Origin of the sequence: Caballeronia sp. DA-9, assembly GCF_051615025.1 — a bacterium.
Taxonomy (GTDB): domain Bacteria; phylum Pseudomonadota; class Gammaproteobacteria; order Burkholderiales; family Burkholderiaceae; genus Caballeronia; species Caballeronia sordidicola.
On sequence record NZ_CP195133.1, the window covers coordinates 157482 to 178303 of the forward strand.

At 59.0% G+C, this 20822-nt stretch carries 18 protein-coding genes and 1 tRNA gene; 12 read left to right on the plus strand and 7 right to left on the minus strand.

Going from position 1 to position 20822, the window contains the following annotated elements; all coding sequences use genetic code 11:
- Positions 1-503 precede the first annotated feature (503 nt).
- Entirely contained in the window at positions 504-1649 is a 1146-nt protein-coding gene (locus tag ACRWA7_RS16885; RefSeq protein ID WP_060817487.1) for a branched-chain amino acid ABC transporter substrate-binding protein, read from the plus strand.
- 106 nt (positions 1650-1755) lie between these two features.
- On the opposite strand, the gene ACRWA7_RS16890 is transcribed toward ACRWA7_RS16885, so the two are convergent.
- Positions 1756-2979 (minus strand): MFS transporter, encoded by a 1224-nt coding sequence (locus ACRWA7_RS16890; RefSeq protein WP_438395061.1) that lies wholly within the window; start codon positions 2977-2979, stop codon positions 1756-1758.
- A 180-nt stretch (positions 2980-3159) separates the two neighbouring features.
- Between ACRWA7_RS16890 and ACRWA7_RS16895 the strand changes: the two genes are divergently transcribed.
- The 3 genes from ACRWA7_RS16895 to ACRWA7_RS16905 all read left to right on the plus strand — a co-directional run bounded on the left by ACRWA7_RS16895 (position 3160) and on the right by ACRWA7_RS16905 (position 5914).
- The gene (locus ACRWA7_RS16895; RefSeq protein WP_438395063.1) at positions 3160-3825 is read left to right on the plus strand and encodes a HugZ family protein; all 666 of its coding nucleotides are present in this window, start codon (positions 3160-3162) and stop codon (positions 3823-3825) included.
- A gap of 374 nt (positions 3826-4199) precedes the next feature.
- Positions 4200-4505, plus strand: coding sequence for an H-NS histone family protein (locus ACRWA7_RS16900; RefSeq protein WP_060817484.1), 306 nt, complete (start codon positions 4200-4202; stop codon positions 4503-4505).
- 215 nt (positions 4506-4720) lie between these two features.
- Complete coding sequence (locus ACRWA7_RS16905; RefSeq protein WP_438395064.1) at positions 4721-5914, plus strand: cation diffusion facilitator family transporter; 1194 nt, start codon at positions 4721-4723, stop codon at positions 5912-5914.
- A gap of 67 nt (positions 5915-5981) precedes the next feature.
- Here ACRWA7_RS16905 and ACRWA7_RS16910 read toward each other — a convergent pair whose 3' ends face one another.
- The 3 genes from ACRWA7_RS16910 to ACRWA7_RS16920 form a co-directional block, all read right to left on the minus strand.
- Positions 5982-6440, minus strand: coding sequence for an Lrp/AsnC family transcriptional regulator (locus ACRWA7_RS16910; protein ID WP_031357026.1), 459 nt, complete (start codon positions 6438-6440; stop codon positions 5982-5984).
- A 94-nt stretch (positions 6441-6534) separates the two neighbouring features.
- Entirely contained in the window at positions 6535-7185 is a 651-nt protein-coding gene (locus ACRWA7_RS16915; protein ID WP_438395066.1) for an exonuclease, read from the minus strand.
- Positions 7182-7826 (minus strand): MBL fold metallo-hydrolase, encoded by a 645-nt coding sequence (locus ACRWA7_RS16920; RefSeq protein ID WP_438396864.1) that lies wholly within the window; start codon positions 7824-7826, stop codon positions 7182-7184. The genes ACRWA7_RS16915 and ACRWA7_RS16920 overlap by 4 nt, the downstream gene beginning before the upstream one ends.
- A gap of 673 nt (positions 7827-8499) precedes the next feature.
- Here ACRWA7_RS16920 and ACRWA7_RS16925 point away from each other — a divergent pair.
- A complete protein-coding gene (locus tag ACRWA7_RS16925; RefSeq protein ID WP_438395067.1) occupies positions 8500-9129 on the plus strand; it encodes a septal ring lytic transglycosylase RlpA family protein in 630 nt (209 codons plus the stop codon).
- A 79-nt stretch (positions 9130-9208) separates the two neighbouring features.
- Here the strand turns inward: ACRWA7_RS16925 and rsmI are convergent, their stop codons facing one another.
- Positions 9209-10108 carry a 16S rRNA (cytidine(1402)-2'-O)-methyltransferase gene (gene rsmI / locus ACRWA7_RS16930; RefSeq protein ID WP_438395068.1) on the minus strand — a complete coding sequence of 300 codons (900 nt, stop codon included), beginning with the start codon at positions 10106-10108 and terminating at the stop codon, positions 9209-9211.
- Here rsmI and ACRWA7_RS16935 point away from each other — a divergent pair.
- The 6 genes from ACRWA7_RS16935 (at position 10107) to ACRWA7_RS16960 (ending at position 13417) form a co-directional block, all read left to right on the plus strand.
- Complete coding sequence (locus ACRWA7_RS16935) at positions 10107-10535, plus strand: YraN family protein (protein ID WP_438395069.1); 429 nt, start codon at positions 10107-10109, stop codon at positions 10533-10535. The genes rsmI and ACRWA7_RS16935 overlap by 2 nt on opposite strands.
- 169 nt (positions 10536-10704) lie before the next feature.
- Positions 10705-11292, plus strand: coding sequence for an SIS domain-containing protein (locus ACRWA7_RS16940; protein ID WP_060817477.1), 588 nt, complete (start codon positions 10705-10707; stop codon positions 11290-11292).
- A gap of 19 nt (positions 11293-11311) precedes the next feature.
- Entirely contained in the window at positions 11312-12118 is an 807-nt protein-coding gene (locus tag ACRWA7_RS16945) for a BON domain-containing protein (protein ID WP_060817768.1), read from the plus strand.
- Positions 12119-12192: 74 nt separating this feature from the next.
- Entirely contained in the window at positions 12193-12477 is a 285-nt protein-coding gene (locus ACRWA7_RS16950) for a c-type cytochrome (RefSeq protein WP_438396866.1), read from the plus strand.
- 68 nt (positions 12478-12545) lie between these two features.
- Positions 12546-12621 (plus strand) — tRNA-Ala (locus ACRWA7_RS16955).
- A gap of 475 nt (positions 12622-13096) precedes the next feature.
- Positions 13097-13417, plus strand: a complete 321-nt coding sequence (locus tag ACRWA7_RS16960) for a hypothetical protein (protein WP_438395071.1) — start codon at positions 13097-13099, stop codon at positions 13415-13417.
- 277 nt (positions 13418-13694) lie between these two features.
- On the opposite strand, the gene ACRWA7_RS16965 is transcribed toward ACRWA7_RS16960, so the two are convergent.
- Complete coding sequence (locus ACRWA7_RS16965; protein ID WP_060817443.1) at positions 13695-15374, minus strand: Na+/H+ antiporter; 1680 nt, start codon at positions 15372-15374, stop codon at positions 13695-13697.
- A gap of 430 nt (positions 15375-15804) precedes the next feature.
- Between ACRWA7_RS16965 and ACRWA7_RS16970 the strand changes: the two genes are divergently transcribed.
- The gene (locus ACRWA7_RS16970) at positions 15805-17124 is read left to right on the plus strand and encodes a sensor domain-containing phosphodiesterase (RefSeq protein ID WP_060817764.1); all 1320 of its coding nucleotides are present in this window, start codon (positions 15805-15807) and stop codon (positions 17122-17124) included.
- A 78-nt stretch (positions 17125-17202) separates the two neighbouring features.
- Here ACRWA7_RS16970 and ACRWA7_RS16975 read toward each other — a convergent pair whose 3' ends face one another.
- Positions 17203-20772, minus strand: coding sequence for an indolepyruvate ferredoxin oxidoreductase family protein (locus ACRWA7_RS16975; protein ID WP_438395072.1), 3570 nt, complete (start codon positions 20770-20772; stop codon positions 17203-17205).
- Positions 20773-20822: the final 50 nt, after the last annotated feature.

A 20822-nucleotide genomic window follows, 5' to 3' on the forward strand; every position in this document is an offset into this window, starting at 1 on the left:
GGCTTGCTCGCGGAGGGCCGCCCTGTAACGCGTCTGTAGGAATCGGCCCGAGAAATTGGCTTGACCGGGCTGCGGTTTGGAACGCTCTAGAGTTAATGTTCTTTTAGGTGCCTGAATCGATACGATTCATATAGGCGGATATTATCGGCACTATCCGATAAAACCAGCCGGCGCCCGCGCCCGGGTCAACCGGCAAACCGCCCGCTCTCTGAAGAACCGCATGAACAGGACGTTTGCGCACTGCACCAGCACATTTCCAGTCGCTTCTCAACTATTCTCTTATTAGTAGCAACACCACTATCCTAAAAAACTTCCCCAAATTAATTTGACAACCCTACACTTGCGCGCAGTACGGATGACGGCTGTCAAAAACGGCTGGCTGAAGGACTTGCCAAGTGCATGACGATGCATCCGGCGTGGTCGTCCACGGGGCTGAACCACCGTGATGAAAGGCGGGGCACAGGGCGACACCGTTGTTTTTGGGACCGAAACTGGAGACTTACATGAACACCAAGCTTCACAAACTGTTGCCGATCAGCGCCGCAGCGCTGCTGTTCGCCTCGATGGCAACATCCGCTACGGCTGACGAGGTCGTCAAGATCGGCCACGTTGCACCGCTGACCGGCGGTATTGCTCACCTGGGCAAGGACAACGAAAACGGCGCGCGCCTCGCAGTTGAAGAAATCAATGCCAAGGGTCTGACGATCGGCGGCCAGAAGATCACGCTTCAACTCGATCCGCAAGATGACGCGGGCGACCCGCGCACGGCAACGCAAGTTGCCCAGAAGCTGGTCGACGACAAGGTCGTTGGCGTGGTCGGTCACTTGAACTCCGGCACGAGTATCCCGGCGTCGAAGATCTACAGCGACGCGGGCATTGTCCAGATCTCGCCGTCGGCTACCAACCCGACCTACACGCAGCAAGGTTTCAAGACCACGTATCGCGTGGTTGCGACCGACGCCCAGCAAGGTCCGGCGCTCGCCAACTTCGCCGCGAAGACGATGAAGATGAAGAGCGTGGCGATTGTCGACGACTCGACGGCTTATGGCCAGGGTCTCGCGAACGAATTTGAAAAGACCGCCAAGTCGCTCGGCCTGAACGTGATGTCGCACGACGCGACCAACGACAAGGCTGTCGACTTCCGCGCCATCTTGACGAAGATCAAGGGTGAGAATCCTGACGCGGTGATGTACGGCGGCATGGACGCAACCGGCGGCCCGTTCGCGAAGCAAGCCAAGCAACTCGGCCTGCGCGCGAAGGTTCTGGCGGGTGACGGCGTATGTACGGAAAAGCTGGCCGACCTGGCAGGCGACGCGGCTGACAACGTAGTCTGCTCGGAAGCCGGCATGGCGCTCGAGAAGATGGAAGGCGGCCCGGCGTTCGCGGCCAAGTTCCAGAAGCGTTTTGGCGCGCCGATCCAGATCTACGCGCCGTTCACGTATGACGCGGTGTACATCATTGTCGATGCAATGAAGCGCGCCAACTCGACCGATCCGGCGAAGATCGTTGCGGCAATGCCGAATACGGATTACAAGGGCGTGATCGGCGAAACGACCTTCGACTCGAAGGGCGACCTGAAGCACGGCGTGATCTCGCTGTACGACTACAAGGCAGGCAAGAAGACGCTGCTGGACGTGGTCAAGATGTAATCTGGCGGGCGGCGTGGTTGATCGCTTGATTTCGATCTGTTGATCGCGCCGCCGTCGAAGTTCGCAGATGTTGAAAACGCGCTGATCGCAAGGTCAGCGCGTTTTTTTATAGCTTGAGCTGCTTCATTATCCTCGGCCCCACGAGCGCGATCAGCGCCGCGCACGCGGCCACCACCGACAACCCGATCGGCAAGGTGCTGATTTGCGCCACGCCGCCGATCAGCACCGGCCCGAACAGCAAGCCGAAGTAAGCCAGCCCGGCGACCTGCGCCAGCCCCTCAGCCGGGCTTACGCCATCCACGCGCGCCGCTGCTGCGAACAGAACCGGCATCATATTGGCGAGTCCCAGGCCCATCAGGGTGAAGCCGGCCATTGTGACCAGCGCACTCGGTACGACGAGCGCCGCCACCATGCCGATGAACGCCAGCGCCGCGCTCGCAAATATCAATTGCGGCGCGCCGAAGCGGGCGCGCACGGCGTCGCCGCCGAAACGTCCTGCCGCCATGCCGCCTGTAAAGGCTGCGTACGCCGCGCTCGAAAGCGCCGGCGTTGCCAGCACGACGTCGCGCATATACACGGTCGCCCAGTCGTACATCGCGCCTTCGGCAATCAACGCAATCAACGCCAGAGCGCCGAGCGCCCACAAGGCCCGCGAGCGCCATCGATTCGACGACGATCCGCCATGTGCGCTGGCGGCGTGGGGAACATGCGGCAGCACATTGGGCATCGACACAAGCAGCACAACCAGGCTCACCGCGCACGCGAGAGCGAGATGCGCAACCGGCGGCAGGCCGTGCGCAAGCATCGCGCCGCCGGCAGCAGCGCCCGCCATACCGCCAACGCTGAACATGCCGTGCAGCGACGACATGATCGGGCGCTCCAGCGCCTCCTCGACCGCGCTCGCTTCGGCGTTCATGGCGACGTCGAGCGTGGCCATGCTGAAGCCAAACAGCGCCAGCACGAGAACGAGAAGCCAGTAAGACGGCGCCAAGAGAATCAGCGACCCGAACACCGTCATGCCGATCCCGCCCGCAAGACACGCGCGGCGCGTGCCCACGCGGCTGATCCACGGCCCGTTGGTGAGCATTGCGATGATCGAACCGGCCGCAACCGCCAGCAACGCGATGGACAGCGCGCCTGGGCTCAGGTGAAACTTGTCGCGCACGGTGGGAACATGAACGCCCCACGACGCGTATAACATTCCCGCGATAAAAAACACGGCCATGGTGGCGTATCGGGCGCGCTCGCGCTTTGCGACCGGCAGCCGCCGATGCACGGCTTGCACGGCGTCCCGGCCGGTTGCATTGGCGCTGCAAACTGATTCGGACACTGAAATTGCTCTCTCGTTATTTTTCGTTTTGAAAGCCGGGTCAAAGCGTATGGATGCGGTTTTCGCCCGGCGAAGATTTCGATTCTATAGAACGGTTCCGCGCCCTGCATGTCTGCTGCATTAAGATTCCAGAGGTAGGTCCGCCATCTTTAGCTCCGTTGCTCTGTTGTGAGGTTCGCCTTGAATATCCCGTCGCACGCGCCGTTGCACCTCCTGCATCAAGCGCCCAATGGCACGCTTGCCACGCATTCCCGCGAGCCGCATGGCTATCCGTATCCCACGGCATTACCGTTTGCGCCCACGGCCGGACACGTGCCCATGGTTTTGATCAGCCATCTGGCCGAACACACGCGAAATCTGCAGTCCGACGCGCGGGCCGGTTTCCTGATCGCGCATTCATCCTCCAATGCGGTTCTCGAAGGCCAGCGTCTTACCATGCTCGGTTCGTTTTCTCCCGCACCCGCCGATTCCGTGACTCAATTGTCGCAGCGTTATCTGCGATATCACCCCGATGCCGCCCGATACCTCGAACTCGGTGACTTCACTTTCTGGGTGATGTCTATTGAGCGCATGCGTTATATAGGTGGCTTTGGCGCGATGGGCTGGCTGGATGGAAGCGTGCTTGACGAGCTTGAGCCATTATCGGAACAAAGTGAATCGGAATTGCTGGCATTATTTTCCGATTCATCTGAAAGACCGCAGGAACTTGAACTACTTGGAGTCGACAAATACGGTTGTGACCTCAGAAGCTCAGGAGTGCGCAATCGTTTCACCTTCGATAAACCGAAAGAGACGCAAGCCGAATTGAACGCAGCGCTAATTGATTGTATTGAACGGCATAGGTGATTGTCTGAAGGGCCGAACAACATTCATGTGCATTTATGTCGCGCGATTACAAAATGTGAGCGCGGTGTGAAGGGTTTTCTGCGAAACCTTTCATCAAATGGAAGTTCGAGGCGACACATTTTAACAGTATTCTCATTTTGTGAAAGATTTTCCGGATTCATTCAAAGATGTAAGTAGGATGAATGGAAGACTTTGCACCATTTAAAGAATCGCACCAAATGTTACGCACGCCCGTTCGGCTGAACTGATTTAAATCGAATGTGTTGAAACGCGCATAAAGCCGTGGTTGTGTTAATCTGCGTTCTATTGAGAGGCTTTACAATATATCCCAAGCGGGCGCTTGACTCGTACACTGCAAACCAAAGGAAAACACCATGCCGTCTTACAAGGAACTTCTCGCACAGCGCGAGAATCTCGAACGACAAATCGAAGAAGCGAAGTCGCGGGAATATGCTGAAGTTCTCAATGAAATCAAGCAGAAAATGACCGACTACGGAATTACGCTTGCCGAACTGGCGGGCGGTCGCGGCGGTAAGAATCTGAAAAACGCTGCACGTCCTCGTGCAGGCGTGGCGCCGAAGTATCGTGATCCGGACAGCGGCAGCACTTGGTCGGGCCGTGGCAAGCCGCCAAAGTGGATTGCCGGGCAAGAGCGCGACAACTTCTTGATCCAGAAATAAGTCTTTCCATATTAAAAAAGCCGCATGCGTAAAGCAGTGCGGCTTTTTTTGTATCTGATCTGCTAATGAAAGCGTCGAGCGAGTGCTTCGAGTTTGAGTGAGAACGCGTCCCGTTTCTTTTAAATCGATGATTTAAAAGGATTTTATTGCGGCGAGACCGCCTGTTGAAGGGACATCTTGGTAAGATTACTCATGCCAGGACTTTGAGCAATGAAATGTCTCTCTCGACAGCACGCACCGCCGACCGGCAGGAGGTGGCGCGTAAAACCACTTTCACCAGCATCGCGCTGAATAGCGTGTTGATGGCTGCGCAGATTGTCGTAGGCGTATTCGCGCATTCACAGGCGCTTATTGCCGACGGTGTTCATTCGCTGGCCGATTTGGTGTCCGATTTCGTTGTCCTTCTGGCTAACAAAAAGAGTGCGGCGGCGCCCGATCAGGATCATAACTACGGTCACAGCCGTTATGAAACAGTTGCTTCATTATTTCTCGGCGCGTTGTTAATCGCGGTCGGGATCGGCATGTTATGGCGGGCGGGCGAACGTATCACCAATCTTCAAGACATTCCCGAAGTTCATGTAAGCGCACTGGTTGTCGCGGTCATCGTTCTTGTTTCCAAAGAAGCTTTATTTCGTTATATGTTGCGCGCGGCCGAGCGTGTCCGATCCGCCATGCTAATTGCAAATGCGTGGCACGCGCGTTCGGACGCGGCGTCTTCGCTGGTCGTGGCAATCGGGATTATCGGCAGCATGGCGGGTTGGCGCCTGCTTGATCCGATCGCGGCGGCAATCGTGGGATTTATGGTGGCCCGAATGGGTTGGACTTTCGGATGGGACGCGTTGCAGGATTTGTCCGATCGCGCTTTGGATCAGGCTGAAACAGCGAAATTGCGTACATTGTTAATGGAAACCCCGGGTGTGCGCGACGTGCACGAATTGCGCACACGAAAAATGGGTGACCTCGCTATTGTCGATGCCCATATTCTGGTCGATCCGCTGATTTCGGTTTCGGAGGGCCACTACATTGCGGAATCCGCGCGTGCGAGCTTATTGATGAGTAATCGCGTGGTCGACGCGCTGATTCACGTGGATCCGGAAAACGACGACATTAGCCCGGTCTCATCGCGATTGCCAACGCGTTTGGCGGCGACCGGCGCCGTGCGCGTGGCACTGAGCGCGCAGGAGATTGGTTTCGATCATCTGAATCTGCATTATCTGAGCAGCGGATTTGAAATCGATGTGCTGCTTCCCGCCAATTTGAGCAACGACCAACTCACGAAACTCAGGCAAGTCGATTTCAACGCACTCAAGCAAAAACTTGGCGCACGCCGAATTCGCCTTGCGAAGAGTTTGCAGCCAGAGCTATCGGCGCCCGAGAAGGCGCATGCGGCCGACTTTCGGGCCGATTGACGCGTTGCCCATGCCTCCTACCGGCCGAGCGTGGCCGCGAGTACCGGTGCGATGCGCGACTACAGATTCAGAGCGGCAATTGGGTGTCGAATTTGATTTCACGCAGTACCACGCTGGTCCGTACTTGCGCTACGGCTGGAATCTTGAAAATGCGATCATGCAGAAATGCGTCATACGACTTGATGTCCGGCGCGACGATTTTCAGAATGTAATCGGCTTCGCCTGTGGTGCTGTAGCACTCGGTTACTTCGGGGCACGTAGTGATTTCGCGTTCGAATTGCTCGACGCCGCCCTCGGTATGACGTGTCAGATGGATATGCGCGAGCGCGCAGACGTGCAGACCAAGCTTCTCTCGATCCAGCAGCGCCGTATAGCGCTGAATCACGCCCGATTGCTCCATATCCTTGATGCGCCGCCAGCAAGGTGTGCTGGACAGCCCCACTTGGTCGGATATTTCTTGAACCGAACGGCGGGCGTCCAATTGCAGGAGACGCAGGATTTTTTGTGAGAACGTATCGAGAGTCAACTGCGCCTCCTTTCGGCCGTTACCAACTCCAATAGTAGAGGCGGCAGAAAGGATGCGCAATCTCAAACGCCAGTCGTGAGCAATATTCCCTAACTCACTGCCCGGACTGCGCGTTTTGTCCTTCGTCGTCGTTGCTGCCGGACGTTTCGCCCGCGGTTTTCAGCGATGCCCGTGTGGCTCGCTGCGCGCGCAATTCAGCCAGCATGTTGCAGAAGAGCGCGCCCTGTTCTACAGCATCGTCCAGCGCCACGTGGGTGTGAGGGAGTTCGTCGAACCAATGCTTCGGCAAGCGCGGCTTGATGGCTTTCCGATAGGGAAGATCGGTAAGCGCAAAAGCAAGCGTCTTGATGTCGAGCGCCGACCACGAGAACGGGCAGCGTTCAGCAAAGCGCATCATGTACCAAAACATGTAGGTGAAGTCGAACCCCGCCGGGTAAGCAACGAACACAGGCTTGCCGGGTAACGCCTCGACCCATTTCACATACGCCTGCATCGCCGCGAGCGGTTGCTGCAAGTCTGTCCGGCACGCGGCCCACGCCTCAGGCTGCGTTTTCCACCATGCGGCCTGAACAGGGTGCGGCGCGGCGCCCTCAAGCGTTTCGAGATTGGCCGAAAACGTGCCGATCAGTTCCTTGTGTTCCGTATAAGCCGCCGATGCAAAACTGAGCATGGAATGAGGCCCTGGGATAGGTCCGTCCGCTTCCACGTCTGTGCTGACATAGATTTCGGGGATCACAGCATTCATGCGGTTTTCCTGTCGCCGACATAAGGATTCGTCCGGCGTTCGTGGCCAATGGTTGAAGTGGGACCGTGACCCGGCACGAACGTCACGTCGTCGCCGAGCGGCCAGAGTTTTTCCTGAACCGAGCGCACCAGGTCCGCATGATTGCCACGCGGAAAATCCGTTCGCCCTATTGATCCCGCGAAGAGGACATCGCCTACCAGCGCAAGCCGGTTTGCTCGACTGAAGAACACGACATGACCCGGAGTGTGGCCGGGACAGTGATAGACCTCCATGACCTCTTCGCCGAACTGCACCGAATCGCCTTCTTGCAGCCAACGTTCCGTTGTGAAGGCGTGTGCCTCACCGAAGCCGAAACGTCTGGTTTGCTCGGGCAACTGGTCGATCAAAAAAGCATCTTCCTTGTGAGGTCCATGAATTCCGACGCCAAAGTGATCGGCAATTGCCTTCGCACCTCCGCAATGATCGAGATGGCCGTGGGTAAGCAGCACCTTCTCCACGGTCACATTAAGCGTGGCGACCGCCTCAATGATTTGATCAATATCACCGCCCGGATCCACGATCGCCGCGCGCCGGGTTGCCTCGCACACAACAATGGAGCAGTTCTGCTGAAACGGTGTCACGGGAATCAGGGTGACCTTCATAGGTGGCGACCGGGCGCGTGTAAAACGTTCATTGTAACGGGCGCAAACCGGGGCTGCGCCGCCGCACTTTGCGCTAGCCGAACGGATAAGATGTTGCCTAAAAAACGAGCAATTTACGTAATTTTTACGTTTGTCGAGAGAATAAGTAACAAATTGTGCGCAGACAGAGGACCCGCAGTCGTCTTTAGGTATAATCCGCTTAGTTGTGCATGGTTTGAGCATGCCATCAATGGGCAGCTAAGAAGCGCCAACAGCGTTTTTTACAACTGCCATCAAGTACGCAGTTCGAAGCATCTGCTTTGAAATCGCAATCAAGCGTCGATCCGTTCGACGCACACGTCTTGTCCAGCCGGGTGCGATGTACCCGCCAACGGCCATAGCTGCCGTAATGCTGGATGGGGCCTACGCCGCCGTTCCTGTGCAGTTCATCGCGCAAGAGCGTGTTTGCCACGTTCGATGGCGGCATGTGGGGTCTGGTCAGGCTGCCGGGGACAGGTTGCGCCAGACGTGAAAAATAACCGGGCATTTGCGGCGAGGTACGCCGTTCCCGTGGATAAGCACGTCGTTCGAATTTGCGAGCGATGTTTGCTGTCGCGTGGAAAGCCTTGAGCCGCCTAGTGCTGTCCGAAAATTGTCGGATGGAAGGGCGGCTCGAACCGTTGATTACACGTCTATGAATTTACGACTCACTCGGCATCTCGGGAGTCTTTTTGTCGCAGCAATCCTGACGGGTTGCGCGATGCCACCGACCGGTGGTGACCAGGCCAGCGCCCTGAAAACCGGAGCGCAGGTCGCTGGCAGCACGGCAACTCCGAAGTTCAGCTCCGCTCGCGTCTCGGCACCCCTTGCTTACGATTCCCAACTGAACTCGGTTCCTTCGGCGACCAGCAAGTCGTCCGATGCATCGACGCTTGCCAACGCGGAGCCGATCACTGCGGGTCCGAACATCGGTGAATTCGAGCAGCAGGGCCGCGCGTCCTGGTACGGCCGTGGCTTTCATGGCCGCAAGACCGCCAGCGGCGAACGTTATGACATGCACGCAATGACCGCGGCGCATCGCACCTTGCCGCTCGCGTCATGGGTTCGTGTGACGAATGAAAGCAATCAAAAGTCGGTGGTCGTCAAGATCAACGACCGTGGTCCGTACGTGGGCAACCGCGTGATTGATCTGTCCTATGCCGCTGCCGCTGCTCTCGGCATGCGCAGTTCCGGTGTTGGAAAAGTGAAGATCGAAGGCTTGACGCAGCAGGAAGCGCGGTTGGCACGCGAACAATCGCTCGCGTCCATTTCGACGACTGATTAAGCAGCGTTATGCTTTGAGCAGAACCCAAAACGGGCCGTTTTCCACGGCCCGTTTTTTTATTTCACCACCCTCAGAAGCGTTATTCGCGTTCATCTTTCTTGCGGTTGCGTGCCTTATCCATGGCGAGCGCGCGCGTGTACAGCACGTTGCGCGATGTGCCCGTCAACGTGGCCGCCAGCCGCGCTGCGCTACTTACCGATAGTTCTTCCAGCAAAGTCTCGAGCAACGCATCGTGCGCGTTCTCGGCGGCTTCCTGGTGCGGCGCGCCTTCCACCACCAATACGAATTCACCGCGTTGCCGGTTGGCATCGGCGGCTAACCACGTTGGCCCTTCGGCCAGGGTGCATTGATGGACGCTCTCATGTAACTTGGTCAGCTCACGGGCAATCAGCAACTTCCGGTGGCCACCGAACACGCGTTCAAGGGCCTGCACCGTTTCCACTATCCGATGCGGCGCCTCATAGAAGACGAGTGCGGACGCGTGCGTGAGCAACGACTGCAACTGCGTGTCGCGCTGGCGGGTCTTGGTTGCAAGGAAGCCGATGAACGAAAACGTGTGAACCCACGCGCCGGCTACGCTCAACGCAGTCGTAAGCGCGCTTGCGCCCGGCAACGGAATGACTGGAAAACCGGCTTCGCGCACGGCGTCGACGAGTTTTGCGCCTGGATCCGATATGCCTGGCGTTCCGGCATCGGAGACACATGCAATGCGTTCGCCGTTCCGCAGATGCGCGATCACATGCTCGGCGGCAGTGCGTTCGTTGTGTTCGTGTACAGCGATTGTCGGCTTCGAAATGCCGTAGCGCGAAAGCAGTTGCGACGTATTGCGCGTGTCTTCCGCGGCCACCCGGTCGACCAGCCCAAGCACGTGCAGCGCGCGCACCGTGATGTCCGCGACATTGCCGATAGGCGTCGCGACAATATAGAGCGCGCCAGCCGGAAACTGCTGGCCATGGGCCAGTTCGGAGAGTGGAGTCATGAGGGCGGGTGGCAGGCGAAGAGCGTCATTGTGCCATGCGCAGCGAGACAACTTTTTTGGGGGCGGAGTGTCGAAAACAATCGGAGACGCGTTCGAGCAGCGCTCGCTGGAATATCTGCAACGCCAGCGGCTGCGCTTTGTCGCGCGCAACTTCGTGTGTCGCGGTGGCGAGATCGACCTTGTGATGCGCGAGATCGGCAGCACGCGGGCGCTCGTATTCGTGGAAGTGCGCGCGCGACGAAGCCGCCAGTTTGCTGCTGCTGCGGCGAGTATCGGTGCGCATAAGCAGCGGCGGCTCGTGCTTGCCGCGCAGCATTATCTGATGACGTGGCGAGGTGCGCTGCCCGCGTGCCGCTTTGATGTCATTGCCTTCGACGCGGGCCGGATAGTCTGGTTACGCGATGCTTTTCGTGCCGACTGCTGGTGAAGCCTGCTTACATCTTTAGGTGATGCGGACAACGAGTGCGGTAAACTGCGCGGAGCTTGGGGCAATGGTGGATTGGCGCAAAGAGGCGCTGGGACACAGGGCTCGCAAATCGCTGAAGCAATCCATCACTGAACCACCGCGCTTAGTTGCGGCCGATAACCGAGAGTCGATGTCTGTCGAACGTATCCAGCAGCATTTCCGCGAAAACGCGGCCGTCCAGCGCGAAGCAATCGACACGCTTGCGTTCCCCATTGCCGCTGCCATCGACGTGTTGTTCGGCGCCCTTGCCAATGGTTCGCGCATTCTCGCGTGTGGTAACGGCGGCTCGGCGGCCAACGCGCAGCGGCTCGCCGCCACGCTTGTTGGTCATTTCGAGCGCGAGCGGCCGGGTTTGCCCGCCATTTCGCTCGACGCAAACGCGCTGACGCTGACGGCCATCGGGAACAGTTCCGCGTTTGAAGAGATCTACTCGAAGCAAGTGCGGGCGCTTGGCCAGGCGGGTGACGTGCTGGTTGTCATCTCGACTTCGGGCAACTCGGTCAACTTGCTGGCCGCAATCCAGGAAGCGCATGAGCGCGAGATGTTCGTCATTGCGCTGACTGGTGGTGGAGGCGGCGTGATCAGCGAAGTGCTCGCCGATACCGACATCCAAATCTGCGTGCCGTCCGAGCGGGCGGCGCGAATCCAGGAAGTCCATCTGTTAACCATTCATTGCCTGTGCGATGGCATCGACGCGATGCTGTTGGGCGACGAATGATCTCAAGGGGAACGAGTTGATGAACACGACACGCGTCAAATCGACGCTTGCCAAGGCCACGTTGCTGGCTGGACTGATATCGGGCGTCGCGCTGAGCATGCAGGGTTGCGCGCTTCTTGCCATCGGCGCGGTGGGTGGCGCGGTTGGCGGCGGCACGCTGGTCGCAACCGACCGGCGCACGCTCGGCGCGCAAACCGAGGATCGCGAGATCCAGGTCAAAGCGAAGTCCCGCATTGGCGAAAGCCTGCCCGATCAGGCGCACGTAAGCGTGACCGTGTTCAACCGGCGTGTGCTGCTGACCGGCGAAGTGCCCGCCGAGCAATGGAAGCAAAAGGCCGAGGAAGTCGTGCGTAACATCAACAATGTAAACAGCATCGTGAACGAGCTTGCTGTTCAGGGAGCAAGTTCGTTGTCGTCGCGGACCAACGACGCTTATCTCGAAAGTCGCGTGAAGGGTGCGCTGGTTGGCGAGAAGGATCTGCGCGCGAATTTCTACAAGGTCGTGTGCGAGCGTAATACGGTCTATCTGATGGGACTTGTCACTCGCGATGAGGGCGCGGCCGGTGCGAATGTCGCGGCACAAGTGCCGGGCGTGGATCAGGTCGTGAAGGTGTTCCAGTACATCAAGCCGGAGGATGCGCAAGCGTTGTCGGCGGCGGCTGCGTCGGGCGCGAGCGCGCCGGTGGTCACGCCTATCGACGATAACCCGACGGTCGGCGCCGTTCCGGATTCGTCGGTGAGCTCGAAGCCGCTTGATGGAACGTCATCCGCGCCTGTGAAAAACTCGGACGTGCATCCGGGCAATCCTGCGCCGGCGGCAAAATGAAGCGGTGGTTTTTGGGGAGCGTGGCCGCTGCGGTTGTTCTGATTGTGGCGGCGCACGGTACTGTTGCTGCTGATATGCCAACGTCTGCTGTTTCTCCCGCCGATGCCATGAACATCGCGCGCAAGAATGCCTGCATGGGATGTCATGCGGTGGACCGGAAGCTTGTCGGGCCATCGTTTCAGCAGATTGCGGAGAAATACAAGGGCGACGCGAAGGCTCCGGCGCAGCTTGAAACCAAGGTGAGGGATGGCGGCAGCGGCGTGTGGGGCATGTTGCCCATGCCGTCTCATCGTTCGATGGACTCGGGTGATATCAAGAAGGTGGTTGGCTGGATTCTGGCTGGATCGCCTTCAAAGTAACGCATCGGTTTGCAGGGTCGGATGCTTGTCAGACGATCCTTAGGCTGTGCTAGAATCTTTTCCACGATGGGGGGGTAGCTCAGCTGGGAGAGCGTCGCGTTCGCAATGCGAAGGTCGGGAGTTCGATCCTCCTCCTCTCCACCAAGGAATTCATAAGTGTTCAAACGCCTTTAAGCAAAAGCCGTATTTTTGCAGCAAGGATAGTCTTGACTCACGAAGTGCAACGATATCCTTTCCGACTAAGCCGACCTAGGGTCGGCTTCGTTGTTTCTGGACGTCGGCCGTAGCGGTCTGTTTGTCCCGACCAAGCGAATAGGGTGCCGCTAAAAAGCATCGGCCTTCTTTGCACGGGAACTGAAATGAGTCACCGGTAGTTGCCCCTTCCAACGAGAGACCTTAACGGTCAATTACATCTGCCCAGTTCTGCCCAGCGTAGAAAACGCACGCGGCGCTGTTGAACAACGCAACGGACTCGCGAAACGCAGATTAAAGTCGCGCACGCTCCAACACTAAACAATGTTGCGATAAATACCCGCGGCACGGTAACTGCTCCCATCATGCTCAAGCAGGCGATGACCGTCTGTGGCTGAATTCCATTCCAATCAAGGAGGGACGGATCATGAACAAGGCAATGAGTATGCTAATCGCGGCCGTCGCCGCACTTGCGCTGTCGGGAAGTGTTTATGCACAGGCGGGCGGCGGATCAGGTGGCGGCACGTCGGGCAGCACGGCCAGCCCGGCAAATCAGACGAATAGCGCAACAGGCGGGTACGGCACACCGGGCGCGACTAACTCGGACAGCGGCATGGGCAACCGGTCGCCGAATTCAGGTTTGCCGAGTAGCACGAACAGCAACACGACCTCTGGCTCCAGCGCGCCGCCCAAGAGCAACAATACTTTGGCCACGCCGAGCGTAGTATCGCCGGCCGCTGGCCAGTAATAGTTGCAAAGCTGACGCCCAGCCGTGAATAGTGGTAAGCGCAGGTCGAGAGCGACATGCGCTTACCTTGCATAGCGCTGTGGTAATTGCTACAAGTGCACAACTTTACGGCTGGTTTGCCTAAAGTCTTTACATCTCAATTATTGAGAAGTCGAGTCAGCGTTCTATCTTAAAACGCTGAAACGGCCATTAATCCCATTAATGAATTGCAACAACCGTTGAAAGCGATGGCTCCGCGATCATCGTATCGAATCTTCGATCCAATCAAAACCTTCCCTCAAGCCCCCGCCCCTTTCTTCCGAGTCACGATTGCGGTCTCGGACAAATCAATCTCGCGCATCAGCTTGTTAAGCGTTTCATCGTTGATAGCCTGACGTGTACGCAACTTAAGTAACTCCGCCCGCTCCGCACGCAACGCAGCCATTTTCAGCTTCGTTTCCACCATCTCGCTTTGTCGAGCGGCACGGCGGGACTCTTCTTCATCGCCGAGCCCTTCAAGACGCCGCCGATACAAACTCATCACGCGCGCCGTCGAATCCGCGCAGTGTGCCGCGCCGGTTTCATCCATTTGGCCAGTCAGATTTTCCTGCGCTGCGTCAATTGCGCGGATCGCTGCCTGCGCCGCGTGGCGACGCGCGATGCGCTCCTCGGCTGCGTGCGGATCGCCGCGGCGCTTGAGTCCATTGATCAACAACGGCAAGCCGATCACGCCGATCAGCAGCGACATCAAGATCGTGCCCGATGCAATGAAAATGGCAAGATCGCGTCCCGGCAACGCCGTCCCGTTTGGCAGAACCTCGGGCAAGGACAAGACGCCCGCGAGCGTGACCGCGCCCCGCACGCCGCCAATTGTCGTCATGGCAAGCGTGCGCGCGCCCGGCACCGCGTTCGCTACGCCGTGCTTCGCGGCGCCGCGGCTCGCGACCCAGCGCAGCACCCAGACCCACGCGAAGCGCAACCCGTAAAGCGCGATGACCACTGCTGCCACATACCCCAGCAGCAATCCGACTTGATAGAGACCATCGTGATGCGCCTCGATCAACGCGCGTCCAATGATGTGCGGAAACTGCAAGCCAAGCAGAATGAACACCATGCCGTTGAAAACAAATTCGATCATCGTCCAGGTGCTCGTCATGCGAATGCGCGACGCCGTCGGGACGATTTCACGCAGGCTCTGGAAGTTCATCATCATGCCGGCTGACACTGCCGCGAGAATGCCCGAGCAGCCAAGTTTCTCCGCGATCAGATAGGCCGCAAACGGAATGAGCAACGTAAGGATGACGCCGGCGGCAGGGTCATCGTCTTCGGACATCTTCACGATCCGCCGTGGAATGGTGGTCGCAAGCCAGCTGATCGCCGCGCCGATCACAAGGCCGCCGACGGCGATCACTACGAAACTGATCGATGCCGCCCGCAACGAGAACACGCCCGTCAGCGCGGCCGCGATGGCGAACTTCAGCGCGACGAGACCGGAGGCGTCGTTCATCAGCGCCTCCCCTTCGAGAATGTGCATCAGGTTCGCCGGAATGCGTCCTTTGCCCGCTATGCCGCTGAGCGCGACTGCATCCGTTGGAGACAACACTGCCGCGAGCGCGAACGCAACGGGCAAAGGCATGACAGGAATCATCACGTGGAGAAACCAGCCGAGCGCTCCCACCGTCATGAACACGAGGCCGAGCGCGAGCAGCAGGATCGCGCGTCGTTGCATGAAGAACTCGCGCTTCGGGATACGCCAGCCATCGGCGAACAAAAGCGGCGGGATGAAGAGCATCATGAAAAGCTCGGGATCGAACGTGACGTGCAAGCTGAAACCCGGCCACGCGAGGCATGCGCCAATTGCGATCTGGATCAGCGGCAAGGGCAATGTGAACGGCAGCTTGCTCGCAAGCGCGCTCGTGATGTAGCCGGACAACGCCACAGCCAGCATCAGGATGAGAACGGTGAAAACGATATCCATAGGTTCAGAGCAGTAGGCGCGCGGGTACTTCATCCCGACACGCTCTTGTGATAACAAAGGACCAAAGTTTATCTTGGACGTGTTTCTTGGGTCTGAACCAGGCTGAGACCGCAAAAACTGAAATGTGCACTGCGGTGGTGCGGATCGCACGCCGTTCCGTGTAGCAGGCGTCTCGCCTCGGTGCACATCGCCGTGAAAGATCGGCAAACCTGTGAGGGCGCGTGAGCACGGAGCTTGCTTTATCGAAAGAGACGGGACACGTAGATTCCCCGCTTAAAGATAATCGAGGGCAGTGTATGAAATCAGGATTCAAGGCGCGAGTGGAGCGAGTGGGAACGCAATCGATTGCGGTAATAAAAGAGGACGGAGTGCGAGAGGATGGAATGCGCGAACGGAAAACGCAGACGTGCATCCGCGCGGGGACGGCAAGATGGCAATAGCGAATCCGGAAAAGATCAAGCCAGTATCGCCACGCAATTTTGAATTGAGCGTGACGTCGGGGTTCGACCGCTATTCGGTCGAGCATGCGAATTTGACGCTGTCGAGCGTGTTTCAGCCGGTGTTCAGCCTTTCACACATGCGGGCAGTCGGCTACGAAGGGTTGTTGCGCGCACATGATGCGCTTGACCGCGTGGTGTCGCCGCTCGATGTGTTCGGCCAGGCCGCGCGCGTGGGCGAGGCAATGCAGCTCGATCGTCTGGCTCAGGCGCTGCATCTCGAGAATTTCAACGTGCTGGGCGCGCAGAATGAATGGCTGTTCCTGAACGTACATCCGGGCGCGTTGACCGAGCCGTATCACATGGCAGCGCTGTTGGCGAATCTCAAGCGGCTGAATATTGAGCCGCGGCGCGTGGTGCTCGAAGTGCTGGAGGATCGGGCGGACGACATCGAGAAACTCGCCGAAGCCGTGCAGCATTTTCGCGATCACGGCTTTCTGATCGCGCTCGATGACTTTGGCGCGGGGCATTCGAACATTGAACGGATCTGGCAACTGGATCCGGACATCGTCAAGCTGGATCGGGTGATGTTGTCGCATGCCGCGCAGTCGGCGCATACGCTACATGGAGCGAGCCATGCGAAGTATCGCCGGAACATGGAGGCCATCTTGTGCGGCGTCGTTTCGCTGCTGCACGAGGCGGGGAAGCTGGTGTTGATCGAAGGCGTGGAAACCGAGCACGAGGCGCAACTTGCGCTCGCAAGCGGCGCGGACTTCGTGCAGGGTTTTTTCTTCGGCCGGCCCAATCCGGGTCTCGCCGATGCGCCTCAGGCGCACACGTTGATGAGCGAACTGACTGAGCGGTTTCGCCTGCAGACCGAGGCAAAGGAGCGGCGCGTCGCGACCCGCCTGCAACCTTACGTGCGCGCTTTCGAACGCGCGGCCGAGCGTCTGGCCGCGGGGGAGCCGCTGGAGGAAGTCTGCTGGAATTTCCTCGCGCTCGATAACGCCGCACGATGTTTTCTGCTTGATGCCAATGGGCGGCAAGCAGGCCGGAACGTGGTGCTCCGGGCGGATCGAGCGGCACACGAGGCGCGACTGCTGCCGTTGATCGACGCACAGGGCGCGAACTGGCTGCGGCGGCCTTATTTCCGGGAAGCGCTTGGCGCGCCGGATCGCGTACATGTGACGAAGCCTTATTTATCGATCAATGAGGCGCTGCCTTGCGTGACGCTGTCGGTGGAGACGCGCATGGGCGGGCAACGGGTCGTGCTTTGCGGGGATATCGACTGGGAGCCAGTGGAGGACGAGTAAGTCGAGCCTTTACGAAACAGCCCGTGGGTGCGATCGGATCGCCCGCACGGGCTGTTTGATTTTCGGCTCACGCCTGTTTCACTTCGCCACCACGACCGGGATTCCCCTTAGCGCGCCAGCGCCCTTGACTTCATCCAGCGATGCCTTCACGTGGCGTCCCGTCTGAACCGTAATTCCCAGCTTCGCTGCCAAGTCGCGTTCGCGGCGCTTCACCATCGACAGATTCGCGAGCTTCACATGCCCGTATCCCCGAACGCGTTCGTGCATCAGCGCGAGCGTTTCGACATCCCTGGCGTTCTCCGGCGTCAGCGCCTTCAGCGCGCGTTGAATGGTGATTTCATAGTCGCCCGGAAGCTCGCGCTCCATCTTGCGTTCCAGCGACCGGCCGAACGGATCGAAAGCCGTACCCCGCAAGCCACGCACCTTCGATATCATGCCGAGCACCGGCCACAACCACTGCCCGAACGTCATCTTGCGCGGCGCACTGCCATTTTTCGCCTTCGATAAAACCGGCGGCGCCATATTGAATTTCACTGCAAAGTCCTTCCCCGCGGTTCCTTCGAACTGCGCTTCCAATGCCGCGCGGAACGCCGGGTCGGTATGAAGCCGCGCGACTTCGTATTCGTCTTTCACGGCGAGCAACTTATAAAACGTCGTGGCGACGGCGCGCGTCACGGCATCGTTTCCTGAGGAGGCAGCAGCCGAAACCAGCGACCGGTATCGCGTCACATAGTGCGAACCACCGTATGCCAGCAACCGCGCTTCGCGATCCGCGATCAATGCGTCAAGCGGCATTGCATTCATCTCGACACGGGGCGCAATTGCGGTTTTACGCAGTGATTCGAGCGCCTCGATATCCGCTGCGGCCAGGCGCCCGATGTTGAACGCGAGCGTGTTCATGGGCACAGCAACGTTGTTCAGCTCGATAGCGCGCATCAACGCCGCGTGCGACACGGGCACGAGCCCCAACTGCCATGCATAGCCCAGCATCAAGATATTCGCGCCGATGGTGTCGCCAAGAAAACGCGTCGCCAGCGCCTGGGCATCGCACGTGTTCATGCGCTCCGCGCCCGCCGCGTGCTGCATCTTTTCCAGCAAGGATCCGGCGTGAAGATTCGCGTCCGGATTCTGCACAAACGTGGCGTTGGGGATTGCGTGCGTGTTCACGACAATGCGTGTGCGCCCATGCCGGACAGTTTGCAAGGCATCGGCGCTTGCACCCACGACCATGTCGCACGCGAGCAGCACGTCGGCTTGCTGGGTATCGATGCGAACCTGGTTCAGCAAGGCATCGGTGGCGGCGAAGCGCACGAATGAAAGCACCGCGCCGCCTTTTTGCGCAAAGCCCATGAAATCGAGCACTGACGCGCTCTTGCCTTCAAGATGCGCCGCCATGCTGATGAGCGCGCCGACCGTCACCACGCCCGTGCCGCCAACGCCGGTAATCAGGATGTCGTATGGCGCGTTATCGAGTGTGAGCGTGGGTTCCTCCAGCGCATCGACGCGGGCCGCAAGCGCATCGGGATCGAAGCCGCTGCCGGCTGCCTTCCTGAGCTTCGCGCCTTCCAGCGTGACAAAGCTCGGGCAAAACCCATTCACGCATGAGTAGTCCTTGTTGCATGACGACTGGTCGATGCGCCGTTTGCGTCCGAGTTCGGTTTCAACCGGTTCCACCGACAAACAATTGCTCTGCACGCCACAATCGCCGCAGCCTTCGCACACGGCTTCGTTGATGAACAAGCGCTTGTCCGGATCGGGAAATTCGCCTTTCTTGCGGCGACGCCGCTTTTCCGCCGCGCAAGTCTGGTCGTAGATAAGGACCGTCACGCCTTGGATGTCCCGCAAACGGCGTTGGACGTCGTCGAGTTCGCTTCTGTGGTGGAACGTCGTGCCTTTTGGAAACTGATCGTGATGACCGTCGTATTTCTCGGGCTCGTCGCTGACCACGACCAGCGTCGCGATGCCTTCTGCTTCGACCTGCCGCGCGATTTGCGGCACGGAAATGCTGCCATCCACGGGCTGGCCGCCGGTCATCGCCACGGCGTCGTTGTACAGGATCTTGTACGTGATATTGGCCTTCGCCGCGACCGCTTGGCGAATAGCCAGAATTCCCGAATGAAAGTACGTGCCGTCGCCAAGGTTCTGGAAGACATGCGGCGTCTTCGTGAACATGGAGTGCGATGCCCAATCCACGCCTTCGCCGCCCATCTGGATCAGGCCGGTCGTGTCGCGCTCCATCCATGAGGCCATGAAGTGGCAGCCGATTCCAGCCTGCGCGATCGACCCTTCAGGCACTTTGGTGGATGTATTGTGCGGGCAGCCGGAGCAAAAATACGGCGTGCGTTTGACGGTATCGGCGGCATTGGAGAGGATTTGCGGTGCAACCAGGTCAACGACCCTGTCGCGCCGGTCCAGCGCCGGTTTGTGCCGTGCAAGCCACTCGGCGAAAACAGGCAGCACGCGCGACGGGCGCAATTCGCCTAGTGCGCTCAACAACGTGGCGCCATCCTGCGCGTTCTTGCCGATCACAATCGGCCGCGCGCCTTGTGTCCGGTTATACAAATGGTCCTTGATCTGCTGCTCGATCACCGGCCCTTTTTCTTCGATGACCAGCACTTCCGACAAGCCTTCCACGAACGTGTCGAGCCGCGTGGTTTCGAGCGGAAACGACAGACCCACCTTATAGATCCGCACGCCGGCGGCGTCGAGGTCAGCAACGCTCAAGTCGAGACGGCGCAACGTCTCCATCAAGTCAAGATGCGCCTTGCCGCACGTCACAATGCCAACGTTCGCGTGGCGGCTTGGGGCGATCCATTTGTCGATGGAATTGACGCGCGAGAAATAGCGCACCGCCTCGAGCTTCGCGGCGAGACGCGCTTCGATGGTCAGGCTCGGCAAATCGGGCCAGCGATTGTGCAATCCGCCTTCGGGCGCGACGAACCCTTCCGGCGCGGGGAAAATGGTCTGCAGCGCATCGAGGTCGACGGTCGAGCCGGATTCCACCGTCTCCGATATCGCCTTGTACCCCACCCACGCACCCGAGAAACGCGACAACGCCCAGCCGAAGAGACCGAATTCGAGCATATCGGCGATGTTCGATGGATTTACCACGGGCATGTGCCAGCCGATCATTGCCTGGTCGGACTGGTGCGGCATGGACGACGAAACGCAACCGTGATCGTCGCCAGCCACGACGAGCACGCCGCCGTGCGGCGACGAGCCGTATGCGTTGCCGTGCTTGAGCGCATCGCCGGCGCGATCGACGCCCGGACCCTTGCCATACCACATTGCAAACACGCCATCGACCGTGCGCTCGGAATCGGATTCGACCCGCTGCGTGCCTAGTACAGCCGTGCCGCCGAGTTCCTCATTGATTGCGGGAAGAAAGCGCACGTCGTGTGACGCTAGCAATTTCTTTGCTTTCCACAACTGCTGGTCGACCATGCCGAGCGGAGACCCGCGATAGCCGCTTACAAAACCGGCGGTGTTCAATCCGGCGGCGCGATCGAGTTGCCTTTGCATCAGGACGAGGCGGACCAGCGCCTGCGTTCCGGTGAGGAAAATTCGGCCCTGGCTTGCGTTGAGGTTATCGGTGAGTTGATAGGCGGCAAGCGGCGGATGTTCTGCAAAAGGCACACGCGCGTTCATGAAGTCTCCGGCGTTTTATCGTTGGATTTGAGGGATATCTTCATTCTTCC

Coding starts and splice junctions, on each gene's coding strand:
- ACRWA7_RS16885 (WP_060817487.1), top strand. CDS start 504: ATGAACACCAAGCTTCACAAACTGTTGCCGATCAGCGCCGCAGCGCTG.
- ACRWA7_RS16960 (WP_438395071.1), top strand. CDS start 13,097: ATGAACAAGGCAATGAGTATGCTAATCGCGGCCGTCGCCGCACTTGCG.
- ACRWA7_RS16950 (WP_438396866.1), top strand. CDS start 12,193: ATGCCAACGTCTGCTGTTTCTCCCGCCGATGCCATGAACATCGCGCGC.
- ACRWA7_RS16915 (WP_438395066.1), bottom strand. CDS start 7,185: ATGAATGCTGTGATCCCCGAAATCTATGTCAGCACAGACGTGGAAGCG.
- ACRWA7_RS16940 (WP_060817477.1), top strand. CDS start 10,705: ATGTCTGTCGAACGTATCCAGCAGCATTTCCGCGAAAACGCGGCCGTC.
- ACRWA7_RS16925 (WP_438395067.1), top strand. CDS start 8,500: ATGAATTTACGACTCACTCGGCATCTCGGGAGTCTTTTTGTCGCAGCA.
- ACRWA7_RS16920 (WP_438396864.1), bottom strand. CDS start 7,826: ATGAAGGTCACCCTGATTCCCGTGACACCGTTTCAGCAGAACTGCTCC.
- ACRWA7_RS16970 (WP_060817764.1), top strand. CDS start 15,805: ATGGCAATAGCGAATCCGGAAAAGATCAAGCCAGTATCGCCACGCAAT.
- rsmI (WP_438395068.1), bottom strand. CDS start 10,108: ATGACTCCACTCTCCGAACTGGCCCATGGCCAGCAGTTTCCGGCTGGC.
- ACRWA7_RS16965 (WP_060817443.1), bottom strand. CDS start 15,374: ATGGATATCGTTTTCACCGTTCTCATCCTGATGCTGGCTGTGGCGTTG.
- ACRWA7_RS16975 (WP_438395072.1), bottom strand. CDS start 20,772: ATGAACGCGCGTGTGCCTTTTGCAGAACATCCGCCGCTTGCCGCCTAT.
- ACRWA7_RS16905 (WP_438395064.1), top strand. CDS start 4,721: ATGTCTCTCTCGACAGCACGCACCGCCGACCGGCAGGAGGTGGCGCGT.
- ACRWA7_RS16935 (WP_438395069.1), top strand. CDS start 10,107: ATGAGGGCGGGTGGCAGGCGAAGAGCGTCATTGTGCCATGCGCAGCGA.
- ACRWA7_RS16900 (WP_060817484.1), top strand. CDS start 4,200: ATGCCGTCTTACAAGGAACTTCTCGCACAGCGCGAGAATCTCGAACGA.
- ACRWA7_RS16945 (WP_060817768.1), top strand. CDS start 11,312: ATGAACACGACACGCGTCAAATCGACGCTTGCCAAGGCCACGTTGCTG.